The sequence below is a fragment of the Flavobacterium sp. genome (assembly GCF_044373165.1).
Taxonomy (GTDB): Bacteria; Bacteroidota; Bacteroidia; order Flavobacteriales; family Flavobacteriaceae; genus Flavobacterium.
On the sequence record NZ_JBILQL010000022.1, the window covers coordinates 1 to 23,887 of the forward strand.

Genomic DNA, 23,887 nt, shown 5'->3' on the forward strand with positions numbered 1-23,887 from the left:
CAAAGGCTTATCAAATTGGTTTAGCTTCAGAAGAGAGAATGCAACGTATGGAACACAAGTTCAATGAAAGTGAAAAAATGGTGAATTTCTTCAAGGAAACAAGTGTAACACACGATGAGGCCAATCCTATTTTACTGGAAAAAGAAAGCTCCCCTATGACACAATCTGATAAGATGTTCAAAGTATTTTCGCGTCCGCAAATTGATTTAGAAGATATACTGAAGTTTGAAAAAGTACAGCAGTACATCCAGGATAACGATTTAGACAAAGAGATAATTGAGCAAGCTGAAATCCAAGTGAAATATTCCGGTTATATCGAAAAGGAAAGAAACAATGCCGAAAAGCTAACGCGTTTAGAAGACATCAAGATTCCGGAGAATTTCGATTATCATAAAATCAAATCGATGTCGATTGAAGCCAAGCAAAAATTAAGCGCTATTCGGCCGGTCACTATTTCACAAGCTTCAAGAATCAGCGGCGTTTCACCTGCTGATATTTCCGTGTTGTTAATTTACATGGGCAGATAATTTTAAAATTTAATACGATAGCAAAACAAATCGTTTTTGCGTTCCACGTGAAACTAAGTTTGCCAAGCCTTACCAATAAACAGTTCTATGAGTTTTCAAAACAATATTTTTTTCCAAAAAGTTAAAGATTATTCTGTTTCTAAAGAGATATTCGAATTGCATCACAATCCCGAATACGATCTTTTAATTACTTTTCCCAAACCAAGTACGGAAAAATTACCGTCCTATTATGAAAGCGATGATTATATTTCACATACCGACGGCAAAAGATCTTTGTTTGAAAGAGTATACCATTTGATAAAAGGTATTGCGCTCAAGAACAAATTAAAATTAATAAACGCACAATCTACAAAAGGGAAATTATTAGACATTGGCGCAGGAACCGGAGATTTTTTAGTAGTAGCAAAAAATGACGGTTGGAACATTACAGGAATTGAGCCCAGTGCTAAAGCCAAAGAAACGGCTATAAAAAAAGGAGTAATTTTTGCCGATAGTTTATCAGAATTGGAGAATAATTCTTTTGATGTTATTACCATGTGGCATGTATTGGAACACGTTCCTAATTTAGAAGATTATTTGTCCGAATTAAAGCGATTAATTAAACCAACAGGAACAATTGTAATAGCTGTTCCTAATTTTAAATCTTTTGATGCTAATTTTTATGGTAGACATTGGGCGGCTTATGATGTGCCAAGACACATTTGGCATTTCTCAAAAACGGCTATTGAAAAATTATTTACCGAAAAAGGAATTAAATTAACGGCAGTTTTACCCATGAAGTTTGATAGCTTTTATGTGAGCTTACTGTCTGAAAAATACAAAACCGGTCGAATGAATTTTATCAGGGCTTTTTTCGTGGGTTTGAAGTCAAATCTAAACGGAAAGAAGACAAATGAGTATTCATCTCATATTTACATCCTAAAAAATCAATAAAACCTAAATAAATCAACGTGTTTTAATCAAACAACACCAAACCAACTCCAAGGCTGCAGAAAACAAGATGTTTGCTTAAATCGCTTTATTTAAAACCAAATTCAATAGTATAGTCTTATATCATCTATAAAAACAATAATTAATAACTATCATGGTTTTCAGGGCATTTTTTCAGCCTAATTATTGTCTTTATTTTTATATTTTTGAAGCGAAAAATTATTTTATCAAAATCCTAGTGAAATCGAAGATTCACAAATACAAAAAACAATTAAAAAATCATGAGTAAAAAAACAGTTATCCTTTTTGCATTGACCATATCTTTAATTTCATGCAATAAAACTACAGAGGTAAAAGAGTTCAAAACCGCTTACATCGACACTTCTAAATTGATGGAAGAATCAACAGAAGCTAAAGATATAGCCGAGAAGTATAAAGACAAGTCTAAAGTTATGGGCAGCCAGCTGGAAGTGGAAGTTAATCGTTTCAAATCGGAGGCGGCCAATTTCCAAAAAAATGCACAAGCTAACGGACAAGTTTGGGCACAACAAAAAGGAGCTGAATTACAACGAAGAGAACAAGAGTTGACCTACGCACAACAAGCCATGCTACAACAATTACAAAGTGAAAGCGGTGTAGAAATGGATTCCTTAGTGAGTAGTTACAGAAAAGTAATCAAAGAATACGGCAAAGACAAAGGCTATGATTATATTTACGGAACCGGAGATGTAGCATCAGTATTGTATGCAAAAGACAGCTACGATATAACAAAAGAGATTATCAAAGTGGTAAATGAAAAATATAAAGCTTCTGATAAAAAAGAAGAAAAACCGGCTGCAAAAAAAGAAGAAAAGAAATAATTTACTTGCCTAACCAATCCCTAAAAGCGCCTCTTTTAAGGCGCTTTTTTATTGCATATTGAAAGACAATGACTTACATTTGTATAAGATAAAACTTATAAGCCATGAAATCCGTAACTGCCGAAGCCCAATATGTATTGCAATTCATCAACCAAACCAATTGCTCTGTTTTTCTAACCGGTAAAGCCGGAACTGGAAAAACCACTTTACTCAAAGAAATAATCCAAACGACGCATAAAAATACTGTCGTTGTGGCGCCAACCGGTATTGCTGCTTTGAACGCCGGCGGTGTTACAATTCACTCCATGTTTCAGTTGCCGTTTGGTGGTTTTTTACCCGATAATTCTTCCCCTCAATTTTCAGATTCGACTAAGTTTGAAAGCCGACTAACATTACGCAGACATTTCAAAATGAGCGGCCTGAAAAAAGCGGTTATTCGCAACATGGAGTTACTGATAATCGATGAAGTCAGTATGCTTCGTGCTGATTTATTGGACGCTATGGATTTTATGATGCAAACCGTTCGCAAAAACAACCAAGCTTTTGGAGGTGTGCAAGTGTTGTTTATTGGCGATTTGCTCCAACTTCCACCCGTGATTCGTGAAGATGAATGGCGAACATTGTGCCGATATTACAAAGGAAAATTCTTTTTCCACGCACAAGTCATCGAGAAAAATCCGCCGATTTATATTGAGTTATCGAAGATTTTCCGCCAAACAGATGATGCTTTTATTGCTGTGTTGAACAACTTGAGAGTCAACAAAATTTCCCCGAATGATATTCAAATTTTAAACCAATTTGTACAGCCTGATTTTAATTTAAAAACCAACAAAGGATACATCACTTTAACAACCCATAACCACAAAGCCGATACGATTAACGCTCAATCTTTAGAAGATTTAGAAGGAGAAACGTTTGTTTATTATGCCGATGTGATAGGTGATTTTCCGGACAAAATTTTTCCGTTAGAAGAAAAATTAGAATTAAAAGTCGGCGCTCAAATCATGTTCATTAAAAATGACAGCACTGCGGAAAAGAGATTTTTCAACGGGAAAATGGGGATTATTAAAACGCTTTCGGAACGAGAGATTTGGATTAATTTTCCTGAAGAAAATGCCACTATTGAAGTGGAAAAATACGTTTGGGAAAACATCCGATATACCGTAAATGAAAACACCAAGGTAATTGAAGAGGAAGTTTTAGGCACATTTACACATTATCCAATCAAATTGGCTTGGGCGATTACAGTTCATAAAAGCCAAGGGTTAACTTTTGAAAAGGCTGCGCTTGATGTAGCCGATGTATTTTTGCCCGGCCAAGCCTATGTGGCTTTATCGCGTTTGCGTTCGTTAAACGGGCTCATATTGCTTTCTCCTCTAAAAATGAACGGTATTTCAAATGATCAGGAAGTAATGAATTATGCGTTAAACAAGGCTGAAAGTATAACACTGGAAAACACTTTACTCAAAGAAACCAAAAATTTCATCCGAAGCTACCTGATTGCTGCTTTCGATTGGTCGACTTTAATACAAGAATGGCGCAATCATTTATACAGCTACAACGACAAAACGGCTTTGGCCCTCAAAACCCAACACAAAGATTGGGCGATTATGCAATGGGAAACCTTGCAACAGCTTACCGATCCGTCCCATAAATTCATCGCGCAACTGAATAAATTGTTATCGGAAGAAGTTGACTTTCAGTTTGTTAAAAACAGAATCTTTTCAGCCTACGATTACTTTTATCCAATTCTTGATCAATTAACGCACGATATCCTTTGGCAGCTGGAAGAAGTGATTCGAATGAAAAAAGCCAAAACTTATTTTGAAGAATTGTTGGTACTTGAAGAACTTCAAACCAAAACAGTAATCCGATTGATGAAAGCCAAATGCTTGATAACAACCGTGGCCAACGGCGAAACAATTTCTAAAGAAAAACTATCCTCGGAAGCCATCAAAACGTATCGTCTTACTAAAGCAGAAATCGTTCGCCAATCCTACAAAAACACTCATCTTTCGTTGATAGACGAAGAAGAACCGTCGCGTTACACCAAAAAGAAAAAGCAAAAAGAACCGAAAAAATCTACGGTTCAGGAAACTTACGAACTTTGGTTACAACAGTATACCATTAAAGAAATAGCAGTAGCCAGAAAGTTAACGGTACAAACCATCAGTTCGCATTTGGCTAAATTAATTGAGACTGAAACCATTGCCATTTCAGCTATTTTACCGGATGATAAAATAACAGCTTTAGCCAAAGCCTTCAAAAATCACACACAGGAATCTTTGGGTAGTTTAAAAGAAAAATACGGAGACGAATTTACTTGGGACGAATTGAAAATGTTCCAAGCAGCCAGAAAGAGCGGTTTAACTTAACCACCAAACCGCCAATACCGAAGGCACAAAGTAAATGGCAATGGTACGCGCACCATCGTAATCTTTAGCCAAACGTTGCCCTAAAAGCAAAAAGATTAAAGTCACCGACGAAAAAATAGCGCCATACAAACCCCATGTTTTGCCACCGTTTATCCACAATTCCACACAACCAACCAAAGTGAAAACGCCGGTAATTAACTCTAACACCAAAATGATAAATAATGCTAAAGGCACATTGTTTTTTAAGATGGTTTGGGCAAAATGACCTTTCAACCATTCAACGTTACCTTTCCAGGCAAATACTTTATCATAAGCCGATTGTACAAAGGTAACCGCTAAAAAAAGCAAGACTAAAATAGAGGCAGTATTGTTCATAGGTTTAATTTTTATGAATTAATCGTGTGAGTTTTATAGATAAATCGGTTAAAATAATCTTAGCGTTTCCATTGCGTTCAATATGATATGAAGCATTGGAAAGTTCTTGGAATATTTCAGTAATATTATTTCCGGTGACAAAAGGCGCAAATTTTTCCAACTTAAAACCCTCAACTTCGGGTTCTATATAAACCAATTTTTCAGTTTGGTAATTCAGCAATAACGCCTGACGGAATAAGTCGATACAATAGGACAAGAATTGCTTTTGCCCTTCGCGACCAATGCTAGCCAATTCTTCACTCCAGGAAATCAAATCCTGAATAGCCGCTGCATTTCCTTTAGCTCTGAACGCTGCTCGAACCCAATCAACAAACCATTTTTCAAATGGAAAATCGTTGTTGTCGTTGTTCAAAATGTGAATGGCTTTGTTATAATTACCCTGTGATAAATGCGCCACTTTTAAAGCCGAAGGTTCGTCCAGAAAATATTTTTCGCGCATGGCTTTGGCAATCACAGCTTCCGGCAAAGCACCAAAATGCAATACTTGGCAACGAGAACGAATGGTTTGAATAATGTCTTCTTCGTTTTCCGAAATTAAAATGAAAAGCGTTTTATCAGGTGGTTCTTCTAAAAGTTTCAGCAATTTGTTGGACGCTTCGAGGTTCATTTTCTCTACCATCCAAACAATCATTACTTTGTAACCGCCTTCGTAGGATTTTAAGGCCAACGACTTTAAAATGTCCTGCGCATCTTCCACGCGAATCATGCCTTGTTTTTTTTCAACGCCTAAATGTTTGTACCAATCGAACAAACTTCCGTATGGATTTTTTAAAACAAAGGCTCGCCAATCAGCAATAAAATCAGCACTTTTAGGTTTAGATTTAACCTCTTCGTTAGAAACATTCGGATAAATAAAATGCAAATCAGGATGTGATAAGGTTTGGAATTTTAAGTTACAGCTTTCATTGCCACCCGAGTTTTCCAAACCCATGTTCAGACACAAAACATACTGCGCATAGGCAATGGCCATAGGCAAAGTGCCGCTACCTTCAGGACCAACAAACAATTGCGCATGCGGAATTCTTCCCGTTGAAGCACTTTGCATCAAATGGTTTTTAAGGTATTCCTGACCAAGTATTTCTGAAAACTGCATAGAGCAAATATAGCGCAATTTTTTTCCAAACAGAAAACCAAATTTCAGCCACCAGGGAACAATCACATGAATCCCGGTAGCTTCATAAAAACCGACATTCATTTCAGTATGCCTTTGAAAACAAATGGCTTAAGTCTTAAAAAACTCTTAAAAAACATCGATAAAAACCACAAAAAGAACGATAAAATTAAATTTTACTATATTTGCAAAGATTCAAAACCTTTATAATTTCAAATGAAAACACTTCAAGATTATAATTTTAACGCCAAAAAAGCCATTATTCGAGTTGATTTTAACGTGCCTTTAGATGAGCATTTTGCTGTAACAGATGCCAATCGTATTGAAGCTGCTAAACCAACTATAGATAAAATTTTAGCCGACGGCGGAAGCGTAATCTTGATGTCGCATTTGGGAAGACCTAAAGGGAAACAAGACCAATTTTCACTAAGACATATCGTATCCAAAACAGCAGAAGTTTTAGGAGTTCCGGTTCTTTTTGCGGAGGATTGTCGTGGTGAAGTTGCTCAAAATGCAGCTCAAAATTTGAAACCGGGCCAAGTTTTATTATTGGAGAACTTACGTTTTTACCCAGAAGAAGAAGCCGGCGATGTTAACTTTGCTAAAGAACTAGCTTCTTTGGGCGACATTTATGTAAACGATGCTTTCGGAACTGCGCATAGAGCACATGCTTCAACTACTATCATTGCTCAGTTTTTCCCAACCTCCAAGTGTTTTGGATTGCTTTTGGCTAAAGAAATAGACAGTTTAAACAGAGTTTTAAACAACTCCATAAAACCAGTGACCGCTGTTCTCGGTGGCTCAAAAGTTTCTTCTAAAATTACAGTAATTGAAAATATTTTAGACAAAGTAAACCACATGATTATCGGTGGCGGAATGACGTTTACTTTTGTGAAAGCGTTGGGTGGAAAGATCGGAGATTCGATTTGTGAAGACGATAAACTAGAATTGGCTCTGGAAATTTTGCGTTTGGCTAAAGAAAAGAACGTTCAAATCCACATACCGGTTGACGTTGTTGCGGCCGATGCTTTTGCCAACGATGCTAAAACACAAATAGTTGATGTTCGTGAAATTCCGGATGGTTGGCAAGGTTTGGATGCCGGACCGAAATCTTTGGAGAATTTCAAAAAAGTCATCATGGATTCTAAAACCATTCTTTGGAACGGACCTTTGGGCGTTTTTGAAATGGAAACTTTTGCTAAAGGAACAATTACATTAGGCAATTTCATAGCCGAGTCAACAGCCAACGGTGCTTTCTCACTTGTAGGCGGTGGCGATTCGGTTGCGGCGGTAAAACAGTTCGGATTGGAAGATAAAATGAGTTACGTTTCCACCGGAGGCGGTGCTATGCTGGAAATGCTGGAAGGTAGAGTTTTACCGGGAATAGCCGCTATTTTGGACTAAATATCCGATAACACAATAAAAGACAATTAATTGCGTTATTAATTGACCAATTAATAACATTACAAATACCACAAAACAAACAAGACATATGACTGTAAAAAAAATAACGTCTTTGGCTCTGATATTACTTTCCACGGCAGTTTTTGCCCAGGATACTATTATTAAAGCTCCCATCAAAAAGACGCCGCTTACCCAAAGACAATATTTGGATTCGATTAAAGCTACTTTTATACATGATAATATCGCCAAGTGTATCGACAGTATGTGGATGAAAGAGTTGGCGAGTTTGGACTTGTATGAAGAGCTAACTTTAGACATCAGAAACATCAATGTTGATGAAAAAGTTGATTATGAATTACCGACCGAACTTTTAAAAGAAAGACTCAAAAAATTAGACGAAAAGTCACCGTTCAATATTGAATATAATGTTGGATTGGAAAATGTTATCAAGTCTTTTTTAAAGAATAGAAAACGTTCTTTCGAAAGATTAATGGGTATTTCTCAATTTTATTTTCCTTTGTTCGAGGAGTCATTGGCCGCACAAAACATTCCTTTGGAAATCAAATATTTATCGGTGGTTGAATCGGCCTTAAATCCAAGAGCGGTTTCACGTGTTGGCGCTACCGGATTGTGGCAGTTTATGTACCAAACCGGAAAACAGTATGGCTTAAAAGTAGATACTTACGCCGATGACAGAAGAGATCCGCTGAAAGCGAGTAACGCTGCGGCCCAATACATGAAAAACATGTATGCTATTTTTGGTGATTGGGACTTGGTATTGGCTTCTTACAACACCGGTCCGGGCAATGTGGCTAAAGCAATCCGTCGTTCGGGCGGCAAGCAAAATTATTGGAACATCAGACCATATTTACACAAAGAAACGCAAGGTTACGTACCGGCATTTTTAGCCACTATGTACATTTTTGAATACCATAAAGAACATGGTATCAAACCGGACAGATCTATCGCTAATCATTTTGCAACAGATACTGTAATGGTAAAAAGACATTTGACTTTCAAGCAACTTTCGGAATTGTTAGAGGTTTCGGTTGCAGAGTTACAGTTTTTAAACCCAACTTATAAAAGAGAAGAAATTCCGTTTATCACCGGAGAGAGCCACTTCTTGAGACTCCCGGTAGACAAAATTGCCGTGTTTACCTCAAACGAAGATAAGATTTATGCTTACGCTGATTATGAATCCAGTCGAAGAGAAAAGCCTTTCCAATCTATGTTGGCTTCCAGAGATTCTATTCATTCTTCTTCAAATGTTAAATACTACAAAGTACGTCGTGGTGACAGTTTAAGTGAGATTTCTGATAAGTACGGTATTTCAATGTCAGATTTAAAAAAATGGAATCGTCTAAAAAGCAATAGAGCACCATTAGGCAGAAGCCTTAAGATTTATGTGAACGACAACACAGAAATCGCTTCCGCAAACAAATCAACAGCTAAAGAAAACGATACCACAGCTATCGCTTCTAACTCAAATAAAATTTTTAAGGAAGAAAAAGTTGTTAGCTACAAAGATGTGGTCAAATATTATCGCGTAAAGAAAGGTGATAACTTGGGCGAGATCTCAAACAAGCACGGAGTTTCCGTAGCCGAAATTAAAAAATGGAACAAATTAAAAAGCAGCAATATTGCATTAGGCGCTAATTTAAAAATTATTAAAAATGAGCGCGTGGTTACCACTGTCAGAAAAGAGATTAAATCTGATAAAACAGAAACTGCTGTAGCTTCAAATGAAAGCAATAACAATGAAACCAATCAAGTTTCAGATTATTACGAAGTGCAAAAAGGAGACAATCTTTTCAGCATTGCCAAAAAATTCAATGTTAGTTTGGAGGATTTGAAAAAATGGAACAATCTTGAAGATTTGAATGTGCAATTAGGCTCTAAATTAGCTTTGGCTAACAAAGAAGAGTCGGCTGTTGCCGAAACACCTAAAACCGAAACTAAAATTGTAGAACACAAAGTTAGAAAAGGAGAATACTTAGGTACTATTGCTAAAAAATACAATGTTACTGTAGCCGAAATCAAAGAGTGGAACAACTTAGACAACAGCAATGTAAAATTGGGTGAAACCTTAATCGTGTCTAAAAAAGAAGTGGCCGTTAATGAGGCTAAAACTTCAAAAAAAGAAGATATTGCTGCTAACGAAAGAAGCGAAGCTAAATTGTATTACGTTAAAAAAGGCGACTCTTTATTCAGCATAGCCAAAAAATATCCGGGCGTAACCATTTCCGACATCAAAAAATGGAACGGCATCAAAAACGAAAGTTTAAAGCCGGGGATGAAGTTGAAAATTAACAACGGTTAATCCGAAAATCTTCTCTAAATTTGGGTTTTACTTCAGTTATGAATAAAACCCTTTTTTTATGCCTTTTTGTTGCGGTTTTAGGGAGTTCTTGTTCGTTTAAAAAGGACAAATTCCCTGATGATTCTTCAGCTGCCATTAATACCATTGCGGTAATTATCGATGACCAGCTTTGGAACGGAGCAGTGGGCGATAGTATTCGTAACAAATTTGCTTCTCCGGTTTTGGGTTTGCCGCAAGAAGAACCCTTGTTTACCATTAATCAATATCCGGTAAAACTTTTTGAAGGATTTTCGACAGATTCCCGAAACATTCTCATTGTTAAAAAAGGGAATGAAACTAAATTTGAAATCAAACAAAACGAATTTTCGGCACCTCAAAATGCAGTTCACATTACCGGTAAATCTACCAGTGAAATTATTTCGTTATTGGAAGAAAATGCGTCGAGAATCATCCAAAAAATGAGAAATATTGAAATCGCTCAAAACCAAAAGATTTTCAAAGATTCCTTATTAAATACCCAAAAAATCCAAAAAAAATTCAACATTGATTTGCTCATACCCTCAAAATACGAGTATGTCATGCGACACAAGAATTTTATTTGGCTCAAAAGCGAAATCACCAGCGGTAATTCCAGTGTTATTATTTACCAACTGCCATGGCATTCCATTCACAGCGGTAATGCAGTATCTGATATCGTGAGAACCAGAGATTCTATCGGCAGAAAATACATACACGGCTCGGTACCACGGACCAGAATGGTAACGGAAGAAGCGTATTCGCCCTATTTTTCCAAAATGACTTTGGACGATAAAAAAGCTTATGAAACCAAAGGAACTTGGCAAATGAAAAACGATTTTATGTCGGGTCCATTCCTCAACTACACGATTTTCGACCCAAAAAATAAAAGGATATTGGTGCTGGAAGGTTTTTGCTATGCACCGTCAAAAGAAAAAAGAGATTTGATGTTTGAACTGGAATCCATCATCAAGTCGATTCAATTCCAAAAATAACACGACATGAACTTACAATGGAAAATAAAGCGATTTGAGACGCTTTCTCTATCCGAACTATACAAACTACTGCAGTTGCGCGCCGAAGTGTTTATCGTGGAGCAAAACTGCGTTTATCAAGATATTGACGGTAAAGATGAGAAAGCATTACACTTGATTGGCGAAGACAATGGAGAAATCGTTGCTTATGCGCGGTTGTTTAAACCCCATGATTATTTTGATGAAGCTTCAATCGGAAGAGTGATAGTTAAAGAAAAATCAAGAGCCAAAAAATTGGGTCATATTTTAATGCGTGAAGCCATACAGGTCATAGAAACACATTTTGAAGTAAACGAAATCACCATTTCAGCTCAGTTGTACCTCAAACATTTCTATGAAAGTCACGGGTTTGTTCAAATCAGTGATACTTATCTCGAAGATGATATTCCTCACATACGAATGAAGAAAGCCTAGATTTTGGTGATCACCAATTCGACTCTGCGGTCGTATTCAGCGCCTTTTCCCAATGGTACGGTATTGCCGTAACCTTTAAAAGTCATACGGGTTTTGGGTATTTTTTTAAAGATAAGGTATTTGTAAACGGTTTGTGCTCGGTTGGTTGACAGTTGTCTTTTTTTGGTGTCTTTGTCGATGGCTTCTTTTTGATACGGAGGTGTACAACAAACATGGCCTTGAATTTCAAACTGTAAGTTTTTATATTTCTGCAGTTGTTTGGCAATTTTATCCAACTCGGTTTTAGATTTAAAGGTCAGTTTGCTACTGCCGCGTTCAAACAAAACATTGTCTAAGTAGACATGATCCCCAACAATGTGTTTTTTTTGAATACTGTTATAAAATCCCGGAATTTCAATTTTTGGTAACGGCTTTAAATTGAGTACCACATCAACCCGTCGGTTTTTGGAGCGTTTTTCGGGTAAATTTTCTACAATATCGTCGTCAATTAAAATGCGTCCTTTGCCTTCGATAGTTACGATAATTTTACTTTTTATCCCGTTTTCGATAAATTTGTTTTGAATTGCCGCGGCTCTTTTGGTCGACAGTTTAAAATTGTAAGCCTCCTTACCTATATCGTCGGTATAGCCAAAAATTTGTATCGATTCAATACGGGTGGAATCGGTTTTTTTGATAAAATCTACTACCTCTTTCGCTTGAATTTCATTTAAAGCAAACTTGTCAAAGTCAAAATAAACAGAATGCACCACTTCTTCCTGAGCATTCAACAAGCCGATAAAAAATAAAGGTAAAAATTTTAGCAGCTTCATCTTAGATTTTTAAAATTTTATTGTATTCGGCGGTGTTATTCAGTAAGGCTACAGCTTTCTTAATTTCCAAATTGCTTTTAGCATAGTATTGGTACAAACCTTCTTTGTATTGGTAACGTTTGATGATTTCGTCTAAAATTAAATTTTTGATTTCCTTTTGATTTTTGTCAATCATCACCTGTTCGCTTTTTTGCAATGCCGTCAACAATTGTTGATATTCGGCAGCAATAGCCGAATCAATATTTTCTTTTTTGGCTTTTTCTAATAATGCCTTTAAAGCAATTTCCGACTCCGTATTGAATTCTATTTTTTCGCGTTTTAAAAAGGCTTTGAAATCGGTAAAATCGGCATCGGTTAAGGTTGGAATTTTATCTCCTAAAGTTGGATTTTTGTAGTAGTAATAAGTGGCGTAGTTAAAAATCCCATCGTTTTTCTGCAAGGCTTCGGCTATGCTGCTGGTTTTGGTTTCTTCAATTTCCACATCGGGTAAAACGCCGCCACCATCGTAAACCGGTCGGCCTTTTCTGGTTTTAAAAGCATTGTAATTTTTTACATCAGTACGGGTAGCTTTGCCGTCTTTGTCTTTTTTGTTGTAATTCAGCGCCTGAATGCATCTTCCGGAAGGCGTGTAATAACGTGAAATGGTAACTTTAACTTGGGTGCCGTAAGTCATGTCAATAGGGCGTTGTACCAAGCCTTTACCAAAACTTCGGCTACCTACTACCACTGCGCGGTCTAAATCTTGTAAAGCACCGGAAACAATTTCAGAGGCTGAGGCACTTTTACCGTCAACGATAACTACAATCGGAATTTCGGTATCAATGGGCTCGCGGGTGGTTTTATAAGTGTTGTTGTATTTTTCGTTTTTGGATTTGGTGGTTACTATCACTTCGCCTTTCGGGACAAATAAATTGCAAATGTTTACCGCTTCGTTTAACAATCCGCCCGGATTGCCTCTTAAATCCAGGATAATTTGTTTGGCGCCGTCGACTTTTAGCTTTTCTAGAGCTTCACGGGTTTCGAATGAGGCTTTTTTGTTGAATTGCGACAATACAATATAACCGGTTTTGTCATCAATTTTACCAAAAAAAGGTACAGCTTTTACTTCCACTTCATCTAAAATCAATTGAGTGTTCAAAGGCTTTCCTTGGCGTAAATACTTGATTTCGATTTTGGTGTTTTTGGCGCCTTTAAGCAACTGTGAAGCATCGTCTTTAAAATCGGCCAAAAGCACATCTCCGATTTGAATGATTTCGTCTCCGGCTTTCAAACCGGCTTTGTCTGCCGGAAATCCTTTGTAGGGTTCTTTGATGATGAGTTTGTCTTCTTTTCGGGTAATCATCGCGCCAATGCCGGTATATTCTCCGGTATTGTTGATTTTAAATTTGATAACGTCTTGTTCGTTGAAGTAATTGGTATACGGATCCAAATCGGCCAACATGCTTTTGATGGCTTTATCCATCAATTCGGACGGATTGGTTTCGTCTACATAGTTTTGGTTGACCGTTTTAAATAAAGTGGTGAAGATTTCTATTTGCTTGGAAATTTCGAAAAAATCATCTTTAAAACTGACTCCAATAAAAAGGAAAACAGCCAAAACGGAAGGAATAATATATCTTTTTTTGAATTTTAAAAACATAATTTTAAACGTTTGTCGGGTTAACGAATATACTAAATTACTTCTAATGAAGCGGATTCAGTTTAGGGTTAACAAATTTTTATTGTTGTAGGCTTTTGCCAAACTTTTCAAAAAGCTGTTTCGTTTTGTTTTCTATTTCCTGATAGGACAATTTATCCGCCGATTGATAAAAAAACATAAAACAATATTTTTGATTTATATGGTTCAGTAATTCGGCTTTATTTAGTCGATAGCACTCGCGAAGCACTCTTTTATAATAATTGCGATCAACTGCTTTTTTAAAGTATTTTTTGGACACCGAAACACCCATTTTTAAAGGAACATCCTCTTCAAAATCATAAGGAACATAAACCAATCGCAAAGGATATTTACCCACAGATTTGCCTTCGGTAAAAAGTAACTCTATGATTTTTTTGCTCTTTAGTTTTTCTTTTTTCGGATAGGAATTATCCATTGTTAATTATCGTTGTAGATGTTGTAAACAAATTTTACTTCGTTGTAATTGATGTAAATCTGCATACGGTTGTTTTCTTTTTTCTTAGTAATAATGAAGATATTGCATTTAGAAAACTTATTGTCAACACATTCAAAAGGAACGATGTTGACTTCTTCATTGTCTTCTATTTCCCCGTAAGCTTTTATCTTAAATGATTGTACTTCATTGGAGTTAATCAGAATCAAATCTTTCTTGGCATCGAGTGTGATTAAGACGTTGGCATTGACAAATTCAGACCATTCATTCCAGTTTCCGTCACTTTTTTTATCGGTAAAACTAACACTACTGCTTTTAAATCTAATGGGTTGAGCTACAGTATTTGGGATACTGAAACCAAAGATGATTAAAACAATCAGAATTTTTAAGTGTTTCATGGTGATTCATATTTGCGGTAAATCTACAAATTCTATTCCATAAAAAAAGCGTCTGAATTCAGACGCTTGTATCAATCTTTGCTTAAAATGATGATTGAATTGTTTTCTTTTTTGATGTCGGCCATCAAACCACTCGGATCAATGGTGATTTGTTTGATGGTACTTTTGGGTTTTGGGATGGTAAAACTGTAATTTTGAAATGCCCAAGCCCAATCTTTTAATACAGTTCTGGGAATTTCCGGGGTTGGATTTTCTTTTTCAAAATTCATCATGCGAAGCGGTATGTAGAAAGTTTCTTTACTGCCGTCAATATATTCAACCAAAAGGTCAATTGGCATTGGCATTCTTCCTTTTCTTTCCAAGATAACTTTTGTGTTTTTGGTTTCAAGATAAGTACTGTCTCCGTCAACAACATCGGTAATCCCATAATCAATGGTGTTGGTGGTTTGAGTCCAATCGGTTAAATACCAATCTAAATTAGCACCGGATACCCGTTCTGCCGTGCGTTTAATGTCATTAGGCGTTGGGTGTTTGAATTTAAAGTCATCGAAATAACGGCGTAAGGTTTTCATCAAATTGTCTTTCCCAACAAGATAAATAAGTTGGCTTAAGAAGATTTCCCCTTTGCTGTAGGAAGAAACACTGTAGCATTTGTTAAAGTCAAAGCGATCCGCATGAGTGGAAAGTGGTTGTTCTTTACCGGATTTAACCATTTCTACATAACTTTTATAAGCACCGGAATAAGGATTGGAGGATTTTTTAACGGCAAATTCATCCATAACGGAATCTTCTATAAATGAAGTGAAGCCTTCATCCATCCAGCTGTGCTTACTTTCGTTACTAGCCAAGATGTGTTGGAACCAAGAGTGCCCGAATTCGTGGGCAATTAAACCCACAAAACCATGGAGTTCCCCTTCACCAAGGACAAAAGTGCACATGGCATATTCCATCCCGCCGTCGCCGCCTTGAATTACGGTATATTGCTCATAAGGATATTTACCTACCATTGCATTATAGTACTTCAAGATTTTTGCAGTGTAGTCTTGGGCTTTTTTCCAGGTTTCGATAATTTTAGGGTTGTTCTTGTATAAAAAATGTAAAGTCACCCCTTCTTCGGTAACTAATTTATCGTGCAGATAATCTTTGTCAGCACCCCAAGTAAAATCGTGTACATTAGGAGCTAAGAAATGCCAAGTTAACGTTTTTTGTTTTTTAGGGATGACAACTTTTACGCCATCATCGGCGTAACCGTGACCGATTTCGTTTTTGTTTTGCAGGTAACCGGTTCCGCCTAAAACATAGTTTTTGTCAATCGTGATTTTAACATCAAAATTGCCCCATACTCCGTGAAATTCTCGGGCAATATAAGGATCAGCATGCCAACCTTCGAAATCAAATTCAGCTATTTTGGGATACCATTGCGCCATTGAAAGTTCCACGCCCTCTTTATTGTTTCTCCCCGATCGTCTGATTTGAACGGGAACCTGTCCGTTGAAATCCAAGGTTAACAAAGTAGATTTTCCAGGCAACAGTGGCTTTACTAAATCGACTTCCAAAATGGTTCCAACTTCTTTAGCGGCAGCAGTGACGCCGTCTTGTTTAAAATTCGAAATTTTCAGAAAACCAATTTCATCCGGTTTTAGTTGCGATATTCTGCTTTTGTTAATTTCTTTACCCTCAGAAGTTTTAATTTTTTCCGCCATACGAGCGTCCGGATCAGGGATGGATTGCAGCCTGGCATCCATTTCACTTCCGGGCTGAAAAGCATTATTGTACAAATGATAGTAAACGCGCTTTAAAGTATCATTGGAATTGTTGGTGTAAAGTAATTCTTGTTTACCGTCGTATTGATAGGATTTAACATCCATATTTACCTCCATTTTGTAATCTGCTTTTTGTTGCCAATAACAATCAGATTGAGCAGCAACCTTGAGGCAGGCTATCAAAAGTAAAGGGATAAAAAATTTATTAATCATTTTGCTGGTAAGGAAACGCGAAGGCTTCCTCTAAAATTAGAGTTTTGGTTCTTTTTTTATTTGATTGGATAATTCTTCTGCCATTTTTAAAGCATTGTACGCATTTACAATTTTTCCAGAAATACAAGTTTTTGAAAAAGGGATTGAGAGCCCATTTTCTCCAACTGTTACGTCTAAATTAATTGCCATTCCTGATGTCATAATAATTTGTTTGACTTGATTTGCTTTTAAATTTGGATAATATGACCTAATCAATGCTGCTACACCTGCTACATTTGGCGAAGCCATTGATGTTCCTTGCTCGTATTTGTATTTACCGCCCGGAATGGTTGCATATATCTTAACTCCAGGTGCAAAGACATCAACATTTTCAGCACCATAATTAGAAAAATCAGCTACAATACCTTCTCCGTAATTGTAATTAATGGCGCCAACTTTGATTACATTGTTAACCAACTCGGTCTTTTTATCAGGTGTGTCTTCAGGATAATTGGGTTCAACATCTACATTTTTCCCGTCATTTCCTGCTGCTAAAACAATGAGAACGTCTTTGCTTTCTGCATACTTCATGGCATCCCAAACCCATTCTTTGTGTGGCGAATAATCTTTTCCGAAGCTTCCGTTGATTACTTTTGCTCCATTGTCAACAGCATATCTTATAGCCAATGCAATGTCTTTATCGTATTCATCTCCGTTCGGAACGGCTCGAATTGGTAATATCTCAACATTGGTAGACACACCGTCACCACCAAGGTTGTTGTTTCTTTGTTGCGCAATAATTCCGGCTACATGTGTACCATGAGATGAATCTTTTCGGTCTTTAGAGTACACTATGTTATTACCATATTTCTTATCGTTGATATCATCCGGATTGTCTCCTACCAGTTTTCGTCCGTCGAATTCTTTGTTTAAATTATAATTTAATTTGTCGTAAACATACTCTTTGAACTCTTCCAATTTTGCCTTAAAATCATCACCGGTATCTTCTGCATAGGCCAGCATGATTCGTTTACTTTTAAATAATTCATACTTAACAGAAGCAATGTTGTTCAAATCTTCTTTAGTATAATTGTCTTTTTTCAGATGTTCTCTGATGGTTTTATCTGCATCAGCCAACAAATCGACCGTTTCTTTGTATGGAAACACCTCGTTGTATTCTTTTTCAAAATCTTTTTCCGCCTTTAGGTACAATGCACTTCCATCATTGCCTTTTCTCAAATAGCGTACCAATTCAAGGGTTTCATTGTTTGAATTCCCTAAGAAATTCCAACCGTGAACATCATCAGTATAGCCGTTTTTATCATCGTCTTTTCCGTTATTTGGAACCTCTTTTTTGTTGGTCCAAATCACCGACTTTAAATCGGGATGACTAATGTCAACTCCTGAATCGATAACCCCTACCAAGATTTTGGCTCCTTTTTTCCCTTTAAGGATTTCTGAATAAGCTTTATCTACACTCATTCCAGGAATCGAATCGGTTTCTAAATCTAAATGACTCCAACGTTGTTGTTGCTCTTCTGTTAAAGGTGTTTTTTTAAACGATGGCACTCTAACTTCTTGAGCGACTGTTGTCATTGACAACAGTGATATAAAACTGATAAATAATCCTTTCATTTTAATACGATTTACAACTGTAAGACCGTAAAATTAATTTCTTTTAAAGCATTAACTTATCGGATTAACAATAATTTAGGCAACAATGCAGCTACACTTCATTAAGATTCAGTGAATCAAATTTATAAAAAGGATTGATTTTAAATCGTTTAACACTTTTGATTTTAGCGAATTTTTCAACTGTTATTTTCTAATTTAACCCTCAGAAACACTAGCTTTTGTAATGTTTTTTCTGTTTAAAATCGCAAAAAAAAACGGCCAATCTCTTCAGGATAAAAATGACTTTCAGAAGCTGTAATTTTTTAGAAATATAATGGATAAAAAACGAACAACACCGCCAAAACCAGATAGTCTGAAGTTTTAAATTAATCGAAAATACTGTTATCTGTTACAAGTCTTTTTGTAAAAACAAGTTCAGCGATGATGAATAGATCAGAAATTAAAAAAGATCTTCACATGAAAAGACTTCTTTTAATCGCACTCCTTTTTCAGTGTTTTCAACGGTAATGATTGGATTGTGGGCGTCGTGCTCCAACCATAAATAAAAATTATTTTCTGCAGCGGCATTTAAAAACTTTCCTTTTTCCGGCATGGTTAAAAGTGGTCGAGTGTCATAACCCATAACGTAAGGCAGTGGTAAATGTCCGGCAGTCGGAATCAAATCAGCACAAAAGACGATGGTTTTGTCTTGGTACTGAATGTGAGGAATCATCATTTTTTCGGTATGACCATCAACATAATAAATCCCAAATCCCATTTCATCTGAAATCCCAAAATCACCTTCCGGTCTTTGAATAAAATTCAATTGACCGCTTTCTTGCATCGGCAGAATATTTTCGGAAAGGAAAGAAGCTTTTTCTCTCGCATTTGGCTTAGTAGCCCATTCCCAATGGTTGTTATTCGTCCAGAACTTCGCATTTTTAAAAGCAACTTCATAACCGGTTTTATCTTTGTTCCAATTCACGCTTCCACCACAATGGTCAAAATGCAAATGCGTCATAAAAACATCGGTCACATCATCGCGATGGAAACCGTATCGGGCCAAAGAAGAATCAAGCGAATGCGTTCCCCAAAGCGAATAATACCCGAAAAACTTATCCGATTGTTTATTGCCCATCCCGGTATCTATCAAAATTAGGCGATTCCCTTTTTCGATAAGCATACATCTCGCAGCAATATCAATCAAATTGTTCTCGTCTGCAGGATTGGTTTTATGCCAAATGGTTTTAGGAACCACGCCAAACATAGCACCGCCATCCAACTTAAAATTTCCGGCTTCTATAGGGTATATTTTCATGTTTTAATGTTTGTCACAAATTTACAGAATTAAAAATCATTTTTTTCTATCCTAACATTAGTTATAAAAATGTTACCAATTGTAGTAAAAACAGATATTTGTCTTAAATTTGCACATTAATTTAGACAAAATCAAAATAAGCATGATTAAAGTTTCTGATACAGCGAGCCAAAAAATCATCAACATGATGCAAGAAGACGGTTTTGATGCGACTAAAGATTACGTTCGTGTAGGCGTTAAAAGTGGCGGTTGCTCGGGCTTGTCTTATGAATTAAAATTTGACAAAGCAATAGGAGAAAACGACAAGGTTTTCGAAGACAATAATGTAAAAATTGCAGTCGAAAAAAAATCGTTTTTGTATTTGGCCGGAACCATTTTAGAGTTTTCGGGCGGATTGAACGGAAAAGGATTTGTATTCAATAATCCAAATGCATCCCGAACCTGCGGATGCGGAGAATCATTCTCACTTTAGCATAATACTATGGCAAAATATACTGAAGACGATTTAAAAGTCGAACTCGAAAACAAAGAATACGAATACGGCTTCTACACCGACTTAGAGTCGGAGACGTTTCCTATTGGGCTCAATGAAGACATTGTTCGCGCCATTTCTTTGAAAAAAGAAGAACCGCAATGGATGACCGATTGGCGCATCGAAGCGTTTAGGGCTTGGCAAGAAATGATTGAACCGGATTGGGCCAACGTACAGTACGAAAAACCCGATTTCCAAGCGATTTCTTATTACTCAGCACCCAAAAAGGCCGATCCTAATAAAACCTTAGACGATGTTGATCCTGAACTTTTGGCGATGTACAAAAAGTTGGGTATTTCAATCGATGAGCAGAAAAAAATGAACAATATCGCTATGGATATTGTAGTCGATTCGGTTTCTGTAGCTACAACTTTCAAAAAAACATTAGCTGAAAAAGGCATCATTTTCATGAGTATATCCGAAGCGATTCGCGAATATCCGGAGTTGGTTCAGAAATATTTGGGGACAGTTGTGCCTCAAAAAGATAATTTTTATGCCGCGTTGAATTCAGCGGTTTTCTCTGACGGAAGTTTTTGTTATATTCCAAAAGGCGTTCGTTGTCCAATGGAATTGTCCACGTATTTCCGTATCAACCAAGCCGGAACAGGGCAATTCGAAAGAACATTGTTGATTGCTGATGAAGGCAGTTATGTTTCGTATTTGGAAGGTTGTACAGCACCAAGCAGAGATGAAAATCAATTACACGCAGCGGTTGTTGAGTTAATTGCGCTGGAAGATGCCGAAATCAAATACTCTACCGTTCAAAACTGGTATCCGGGGAATAAAGAAGGCAAAGGCGGTGTTTTCAACTTTGTAACCAAAAGAGGTTTCTGCGAGAAAAATGCCAAAATTTCTTGGACACAAGTCGAAACCGGTTCGGCCATCACTTGGAAATATCCTTCAGTTATTTTGAAAGGAGACAATTCTATCGGCGAATTTTATTCGATAGCCGTAACCAATAATTTCCAACAAGCCGATACCGGAACCAAGATGATTCATTTGGGTAAAAACACCAAATCAACTATTATTTCCAAAGGTATTTCGGCCGGAAAATCACAAAACAGTTATAGAGGTTTGGTGCAAATTGGCGCCAGAGCCGATAACGCTCGTAATTTCTCTCAATGCGACTCGTTGTTGATGGGTAACAATTGCGGAGCACATACTTTCCCTTACATCGAAAGCAAAAATGCTTCGGCTAAAATTGAACACGAAGCGACAACGTCCAAAATCGGAGAAGACCAAGTTTTCTATTGTAATCAAAGAGGAATTCCAACCGAAAAAGCTATTGCGTTAATTGTAAACGGTTTCAGTAAAGACGTTTTAAACAAGTTGCCAATGGAATTTGCCGTTGAAGCGCAAAAATTATTGGAAATTTCATTAGAAGGTTCAGTAGGTTAATTTGAAAATGTGTCAATTTGAAGATTTGAAAATGATTCAAGTTGACTAAGAATAATAATTTAAAAAAATAGAAAGTAGATTTTAGAAAATGGAAATAACATCTTCAAATTCTCAAATCTTCAAATCTTCAAATCATATGTTACAGATAACAAATTTACACGCTTCAGTAGAAGACAAAGAAATATTAAAAGGAATCAACCTAACGGTGAATGCCGGTGAAGTACATGCCATCATGGGACCAAACGGTGCCGGAAAAAGCACACTTTCTTCCATCATTGCCGGAAATGAAAATTACGAAGTAACCGAAGGCGAAATCCTTTTGGAAGGAGAAGACATTTCAGAATTGGCTCCGGAAGAAAGAGCACACAAAGGTGTTTTCTTATCGTTCCAATATCCGGTAGAAATCCCGGGTGTTTCGGTGACCAATTTTATGAAAACCGCCATCAACGAAAGCCGCAAAGCCAATGGCAAAGAAGAAATGCCGGCGAATGAAATGCTGAAACTAATCCGTGAGAAATCGGAATTATTAGAAATCGACCGCAAGTTTTTATCGCGTTCCTTAAACGAAGGTTTCTCAGGCGGTGAAAAGAAACGTAATGAAATTTTCCAAATGGCCATGTTGGAACCCAAATTAGCCATCCTTGACGAAACCGATTCAGGTTTAGACATCGATGCCTTGAGAATTGTGGCCAATGGCGTTAATAAGCTTAAAAACGAAAACAACGCGGTATTAGTAATCACGCACTACCAACGTTTGTTAGACTATATCGTGCCCGATTTTGTACACGTTTTAATGGACGGAAAAATTGTAAAATCAGGCGATGCTTCCTTAGCGCTTGAGTTAGAAGAAAAAGGATACGATTGGATTAAAGCGGAATTAGTCTAATGTTATAAAGTCAAAAGTCATAAAGAAAAACTACTTGACTTTCGACATTTACACATTAAGACATTAAGACAAAAAAATGGAATTAAAAGAAAAACTCATTTCGTCTTTCATGGCTTTCGAAGAGCAAATCGATGTGACTTCACCGTTACACGACCTGCGCACTTCGGCCATCAAAAACTTTGAAAACAAAGGTTTCCCTACTAAAAAAGAGGAGGCTTGGAAATATACATCGCTAAATGCAATATTAAAAAACGACTATTCAGTATTTCCTAAGCATGAAAATGCAGTCGAGTTTGCCGAGGTTAAAAAGTATTTCCTACACGAAATCGACACCTATAAAGTGATTTTTATAGATGGAAAATTTGCTTCTTTTTTATCAGCTACAACTCACGACAGTCTGGATGTCTGCTTAATGTCATCGGCTTTAAACAAACCGAAATACAAAATGATTATCGATGAGTATTTCAATAAAATCGCCAACAAAGACGAAAGTTTAACCAGTTTAAATACCGCATTCGCCAATGAAGGTGCGTACATCAACATTCCCAAAAGCAAAGTAGTCGAAAAGCCAATCGAAATCATTTATTTTTCTACCGGAAAAGAAAATGCTTTGATGGTGCAACCAAGAAATTTGGTTATTGTAGGCGAAAATGCACACGTGCAAATCATCGAAAGACACCAAAGTTTAAACGAAAACCCAGTACTGACGAATTCAGTAACTGAGATTTTTGCCCAAAAACGCGCTATCGTAGATTACTACAAAATCCAAAACGATTTGCAATCGGCCAACCTAATTGACAACACTTATATTTCCCAAAAACAAGAAAGTCGCGTTTCGGTACACACGTTTTCTTTTGGCGGCAACATCACCAGAAATAACCTGAATTTCTATCACTTCGGCGAAAGAATCGATTCGACTTTAAAAGGCATAACCATTATTGGCGACAAGCAACATGTGGATCATTACACTTTAGTAAATCACGCGACGCCGAATTGCGAAAGCCACCAGAACTACAAAACCATATTGGCCGACAGTTCAACCGGTGTTTTTAACGGTAAGATTTATGTGGAAAAAGAAGCGCAAAAAACCGATGCCTTCCAACAAAACAACAACATTTTGTTAGGCGATAAAGCTACTATCAACGCCAAACCGCAATTAGAAATTTTTGCCGATGACGTAAAATGTTCCCACGGTTGTACCATCGGACAGTTAGACGAAACGGCCATGTTCTACATGCAACAACGCGGTATTCCGAAGAAAGAAGCCAAAGCACTACTGATGTACGCCTTCTCCAACGAAGTCATCGAAAGCATCAAAATCCCGGAATTAAAACAAAGAATCACTAAAATCATCGCTACCAAATTAGGCGTGAACTTAGGGTTTGATTTATAAAATCAGGAGCGAAAGGCTTAGGCATTCTTGGTGTCCGTTTTCCCGCTT

General features: G+C 36.9%; 20 protein-coding genes and 1 pseudogene. 12 read left to right on the forward strand and 9 right to left on the reverse strand.

Going from position 1 to position 23,887, the window contains the following annotated elements; translation table 11 throughout:
- The 4 genes and pseudogenes from ACIQ32_RS04820 to ACIQ32_RS04835 all read left to right on the forward strand — a co-directional run.
- Positions 1 to 527 (forward strand): annotated as a pseudogene (locus ACIQ32_RS04820) (tRNA uridine-5-carboxymethylaminomethyl(34) synthesis enzyme MnmG); the annotation flags it as partial.
- Between the two features lie 87 nt (positions 528 to 614).
- The gene (locus tag ACIQ32_RS04825) at positions 615 to 1,460 is read left to right on the forward strand and encodes a class I SAM-dependent methyltransferase (protein ID WP_396194558.1); all 846 of its coding nucleotides are present in this window, start codon (positions 615 to 617) and stop codon (positions 1,458 to 1,460) included.
- A gap of 278 nt (positions 1,461 to 1,738) precedes the next feature.
- Positions 1,739 to 2,317, forward strand: a complete 579-nt coding sequence (locus ACIQ32_RS04830; protein ID WP_396194559.1) for an OmpH family outer membrane protein — start codon at positions 1,739 to 1,741, stop codon at positions 2,315 to 2,317.
- A gap of 104 nt (positions 2,318 to 2,421) precedes the next feature.
- Positions 2,422 to 4,692: a helix-turn-helix domain-containing protein gene (locus ACIQ32_RS04835; protein ID WP_396194560.1), complete on the forward strand. Its 2,271-nt coding sequence runs from the start codon at positions 2,422 to 2,424 to the stop codon at positions 4,690 to 4,692.
- Here ACIQ32_RS04835 and ACIQ32_RS04840 read toward each other — a convergent pair.
- Together ACIQ32_RS04840 and ACIQ32_RS04845 are read right to left on the reverse strand one after the other, a co-directional pair.
- A complete protein-coding gene (locus ACIQ32_RS04840) occupies positions 4,684 to 5,067 on the reverse strand; it encodes a DoxX family protein (protein ID WP_396194561.1) in 384 nt (127 codons plus the stop codon). The two genes, ACIQ32_RS04835 and ACIQ32_RS04840, sit on opposite strands and share 9 nt — an antisense overlap.
- 4 nt (positions 5,068 to 5,071) lie before the next feature.
- Positions 5,072 to 6,220, reverse strand: a complete 1,149-nt coding sequence (locus tag ACIQ32_RS04845) for an ATP-binding protein (protein ID WP_396194590.1) — start codon at positions 6,218 to 6,220, stop codon at positions 5,072 to 5,074.
- Between the two features lie 234 nt (positions 6,221 to 6,454).
- Between ACIQ32_RS04845 and ACIQ32_RS04850 the strand changes: the two genes are divergently transcribed.
- The 4 genes from ACIQ32_RS04850 to ACIQ32_RS04865 all read left to right on the forward strand — a co-directional run bounded on the left by ACIQ32_RS04850 (position 6,455) and on the right by ACIQ32_RS04865 (position 11,425).
- Entirely contained in the window at positions 6,455 to 7,642 is a 1,188-nt protein-coding gene (locus ACIQ32_RS04850) for a phosphoglycerate kinase (RefSeq protein WP_396194562.1), read from the forward strand.
- 88 nt (positions 7,643 to 7,730) lie between these two features.
- Positions 7,731 to 9,962, forward strand: a complete 2,232-nt coding sequence (locus tag ACIQ32_RS04855) for a LysM peptidoglycan-binding domain-containing protein (RefSeq protein WP_396194563.1) — start codon at positions 7,731 to 7,733, stop codon at positions 9,960 to 9,962.
- 38 nt (positions 9,963 to 10,000) lie between these two features.
- On the forward strand, positions 10,001 to 10,972 hold the full coding sequence (locus ACIQ32_RS04860; RefSeq protein ID WP_396194564.1) for a DUF4837 family protein: 972 nt from the start codon (positions 10,001 to 10,003) through the stop codon (positions 10,970 to 10,972).
- Between the two features lie 6 nt (positions 10,973 to 10,978).
- On the forward strand, positions 10,979 to 11,425 hold the full coding sequence (locus ACIQ32_RS04865; RefSeq protein WP_396194565.1) for a GNAT family N-acetyltransferase: 447 nt from the start codon (positions 10,979 to 10,981) through the stop codon (positions 11,423 to 11,425).
- Here the strand turns inward: ACIQ32_RS04865 and ACIQ32_RS04870 are convergent.
- The 7 genes from ACIQ32_RS04870 to ACIQ32_RS04900 form a co-directional block, all read right to left on the reverse strand.
- Positions 11,422 to 12,234 carry an OmpA family protein gene (locus ACIQ32_RS04870; protein WP_396194566.1) on the reverse strand — a complete coding sequence of 271 codons (813 nt, stop codon included), beginning with the start codon at positions 12,232 to 12,234 and terminating at the stop codon, positions 11,422 to 11,424. The genes ACIQ32_RS04865 and ACIQ32_RS04870 overlap by 4 nt on opposite strands.
- A gap of 1 nt (position 12,235) precedes the next feature.
- Positions 12,236 to 13,873, reverse strand: a complete 1,638-nt coding sequence (locus ACIQ32_RS04875; protein WP_396194567.1) for a S41 family peptidase — start codon at positions 13,871 to 13,873, stop codon at positions 12,236 to 12,238.
- Positions 13,874 to 13,952: 79 nt separating this feature from the next.
- Positions 13,953 to 14,327: a ribonuclease P protein component gene (gene rnpA / locus ACIQ32_RS04880; RefSeq protein WP_396194568.1), complete on the reverse strand. Its 375-nt coding sequence runs from the start codon at positions 14,325 to 14,327 to the stop codon at positions 13,953 to 13,955.
- Positions 14,328 to 14,329: 2 nt separating this feature from the next.
- Positions 14,330 to 14,743 carry a hypothetical protein gene (locus tag ACIQ32_RS04885; RefSeq protein ID WP_396194569.1) on the reverse strand — a complete coding sequence of 138 codons (414 nt, stop codon included), beginning with the start codon at positions 14,741 to 14,743 and terminating at the stop codon, positions 14,330 to 14,332.
- A 71-nt stretch (positions 14,744 to 14,814) separates the two neighbouring features.
- Positions 14,815 to 16,719 carry a M1 family metallopeptidase gene (locus ACIQ32_RS04890; protein ID WP_396194570.1) on the reverse strand — a complete coding sequence of 635 codons (1,905 nt, stop codon included), beginning with the start codon at positions 16,717 to 16,719 and terminating at the stop codon, positions 14,815 to 14,817.
- A 36-nt stretch (positions 16,720 to 16,755) separates the two neighbouring features.
- On the reverse strand, positions 16,756 to 18,333 hold the full coding sequence (locus ACIQ32_RS04895) for a S8 family peptidase (RefSeq protein ID WP_396194571.1): 1,578 nt from the start codon (positions 18,331 to 18,333) through the stop codon (positions 16,756 to 16,758).
- 439 nt (positions 18,334 to 18,772) lie between these two features.
- A complete protein-coding gene (locus ACIQ32_RS04900; protein WP_396194572.1) occupies positions 18,773 to 19,630 on the reverse strand; it encodes an MBL fold metallo-hydrolase in 858 nt (285 codons plus the stop codon).
- A gap of 142 nt (positions 19,631 to 19,772) precedes the next feature.
- On the opposite strand from ACIQ32_RS04900, the gene ACIQ32_RS04905 reads away from it, so the two are divergent.
- From ACIQ32_RS04905 to sufD, 4 genes are all read left to right on the forward strand, one after another.
- Entirely contained in the window at positions 19,773 to 20,102 is a 330-nt protein-coding gene (locus ACIQ32_RS04905; RefSeq protein WP_396194574.1) for a HesB/IscA family protein, read from the forward strand.
- A gap of 9 nt (positions 20,103 to 20,111) precedes the next feature.
- Entirely contained in the window at positions 20,112 to 21,560 is a 1,449-nt protein-coding gene (gene sufB, locus ACIQ32_RS04910; protein ID WP_396194575.1) for a Fe-S cluster assembly protein SufB, read from the forward strand.
- Between the two features lie 136 nt (positions 21,561 to 21,696).
- On the forward strand, positions 21,697 to 22,446 hold the full coding sequence (sufC, locus tag ACIQ32_RS04915) for a Fe-S cluster assembly ATPase SufC (protein ID WP_396194576.1): 750 nt from the start codon (positions 21,697 to 21,699) through the stop codon (positions 22,444 to 22,446).
- Between the two features lie 76 nt (positions 22,447 to 22,522).
- On the forward strand, positions 22,523 to 23,839 hold the full coding sequence (gene sufD, locus ACIQ32_RS04920) for a Fe-S cluster assembly protein SufD (RefSeq protein WP_396194577.1): 1,317 nt from the start codon (positions 22,523 to 22,525) through the stop codon (positions 23,837 to 23,839).
- Positions 23,840 to 23,887 lie beyond the last annotated feature (48 nt).

Excerpts from the sequence above, each read along its gene's own strand:
- ACIQ32_RS04825 (WP_396194558.1), top strand. The coding sequence starts at position 615 with ATGAGTTTTCAAAACAATATTTTTTTCCAAAAAGTTAAAGATTATTCT.
- ACIQ32_RS04830 (WP_396194559.1), top strand. The coding sequence starts at position 1,739 with ATGAGTAAAAAAACAGTTATCCTTTTTGCATTGACCATATCTTTAATT.
- ACIQ32_RS04835 (WP_396194560.1), top strand. The coding sequence starts at position 2,422 with ATGAAATCCGTAACTGCCGAAGCCCAATATGTATTGCAATTCATCAAC.
- ACIQ32_RS04840 (WP_396194561.1), bottom strand. The coding sequence starts at position 5,067 with ATGAACAATACTGCCTCTATTTTAGTCTTGCTTTTTTTAGCGGTTACC.
- ACIQ32_RS04845 (WP_396194590.1), bottom strand. The coding sequence starts at position 6,220 with ATGCAGTTTTCAGAAATACTTGGTCAGGAATACCTTAAAAACCATTTG.
- ACIQ32_RS04850 (WP_396194562.1), top strand. The coding sequence starts at position 6,455 with ATGAAAACACTTCAAGATTATAATTTTAACGCCAAAAAAGCCATTATT.
- ACIQ32_RS04855 (WP_396194563.1), top strand. The coding sequence starts at position 7,731 with ATGACTGTAAAAAAAATAACGTCTTTGGCTCTGATATTACTTTCCACG.
- ACIQ32_RS04860 (WP_396194564.1), top strand. The coding sequence starts at position 10,001 with ATGAATAAAACCCTTTTTTTATGCCTTTTTGTTGCGGTTTTAGGGAGT.
- ACIQ32_RS04865 (WP_396194565.1), top strand. The coding sequence starts at position 10,979 with ATGAACTTACAATGGAAAATAAAGCGATTTGAGACGCTTTCTCTATCC.
- ACIQ32_RS04870 (WP_396194566.1), bottom strand. The coding sequence starts at position 12,234 with ATGAAGCTGCTAAAATTTTTACCTTTATTTTTTATCGGCTTGTTGAAT.
- ACIQ32_RS04875 (WP_396194567.1), bottom strand. The coding sequence starts at position 13,873 with ATGTTTTTAAAATTCAAAAAAAGATATATTATTCCTTCCGTTTTGGCT.
- rnpA (WP_396194568.1), bottom strand. The coding sequence starts at position 14,327 with ATGGATAATTCCTATCCGAAAAAAGAAAAACTAAAGAGCAAAAAAATC.
- ACIQ32_RS04885 (WP_396194569.1), bottom strand. The coding sequence starts at position 14,743 with ATGAAACACTTAAAAATTCTGATTGTTTTAATCATCTTTGGTTTCAGT.
- ACIQ32_RS04890 (WP_396194570.1), bottom strand. The coding sequence starts at position 16,719 with ATGATTAATAAATTTTTTATCCCTTTACTTTTGATAGCCTGCCTCAAG.
- ACIQ32_RS04895 (WP_396194571.1), bottom strand. The coding sequence starts at position 18,333 with ATGAAAGGATTATTTATCAGTTTTATATCACTGTTGTCAATGACAACA.
- ACIQ32_RS04900 (WP_396194572.1), bottom strand. The coding sequence starts at position 19,630 with ATGAAAATATACCCTATAGAAGCCGGAAATTTTAAGTTGGATGGCGGT.
- ACIQ32_RS04905 (WP_396194574.1), top strand. The coding sequence starts at position 19,773 with ATGATTAAAGTTTCTGATACAGCGAGCCAAAAAATCATCAACATGATG.
- sufB (WP_396194575.1), top strand. The coding sequence starts at position 20,112 with ATGGCAAAATATACTGAAGACGATTTAAAAGTCGAACTCGAAAACAAA.
- sufC (WP_396194576.1), top strand. The coding sequence starts at position 21,697 with ATGTTACAGATAACAAATTTACACGCTTCAGTAGAAGACAAAGAAATA.
- sufD (WP_396194577.1), top strand. The coding sequence starts at position 22,523 with ATGGAATTAAAAGAAAAACTCATTTCGTCTTTCATGGCTTTCGAAGAG.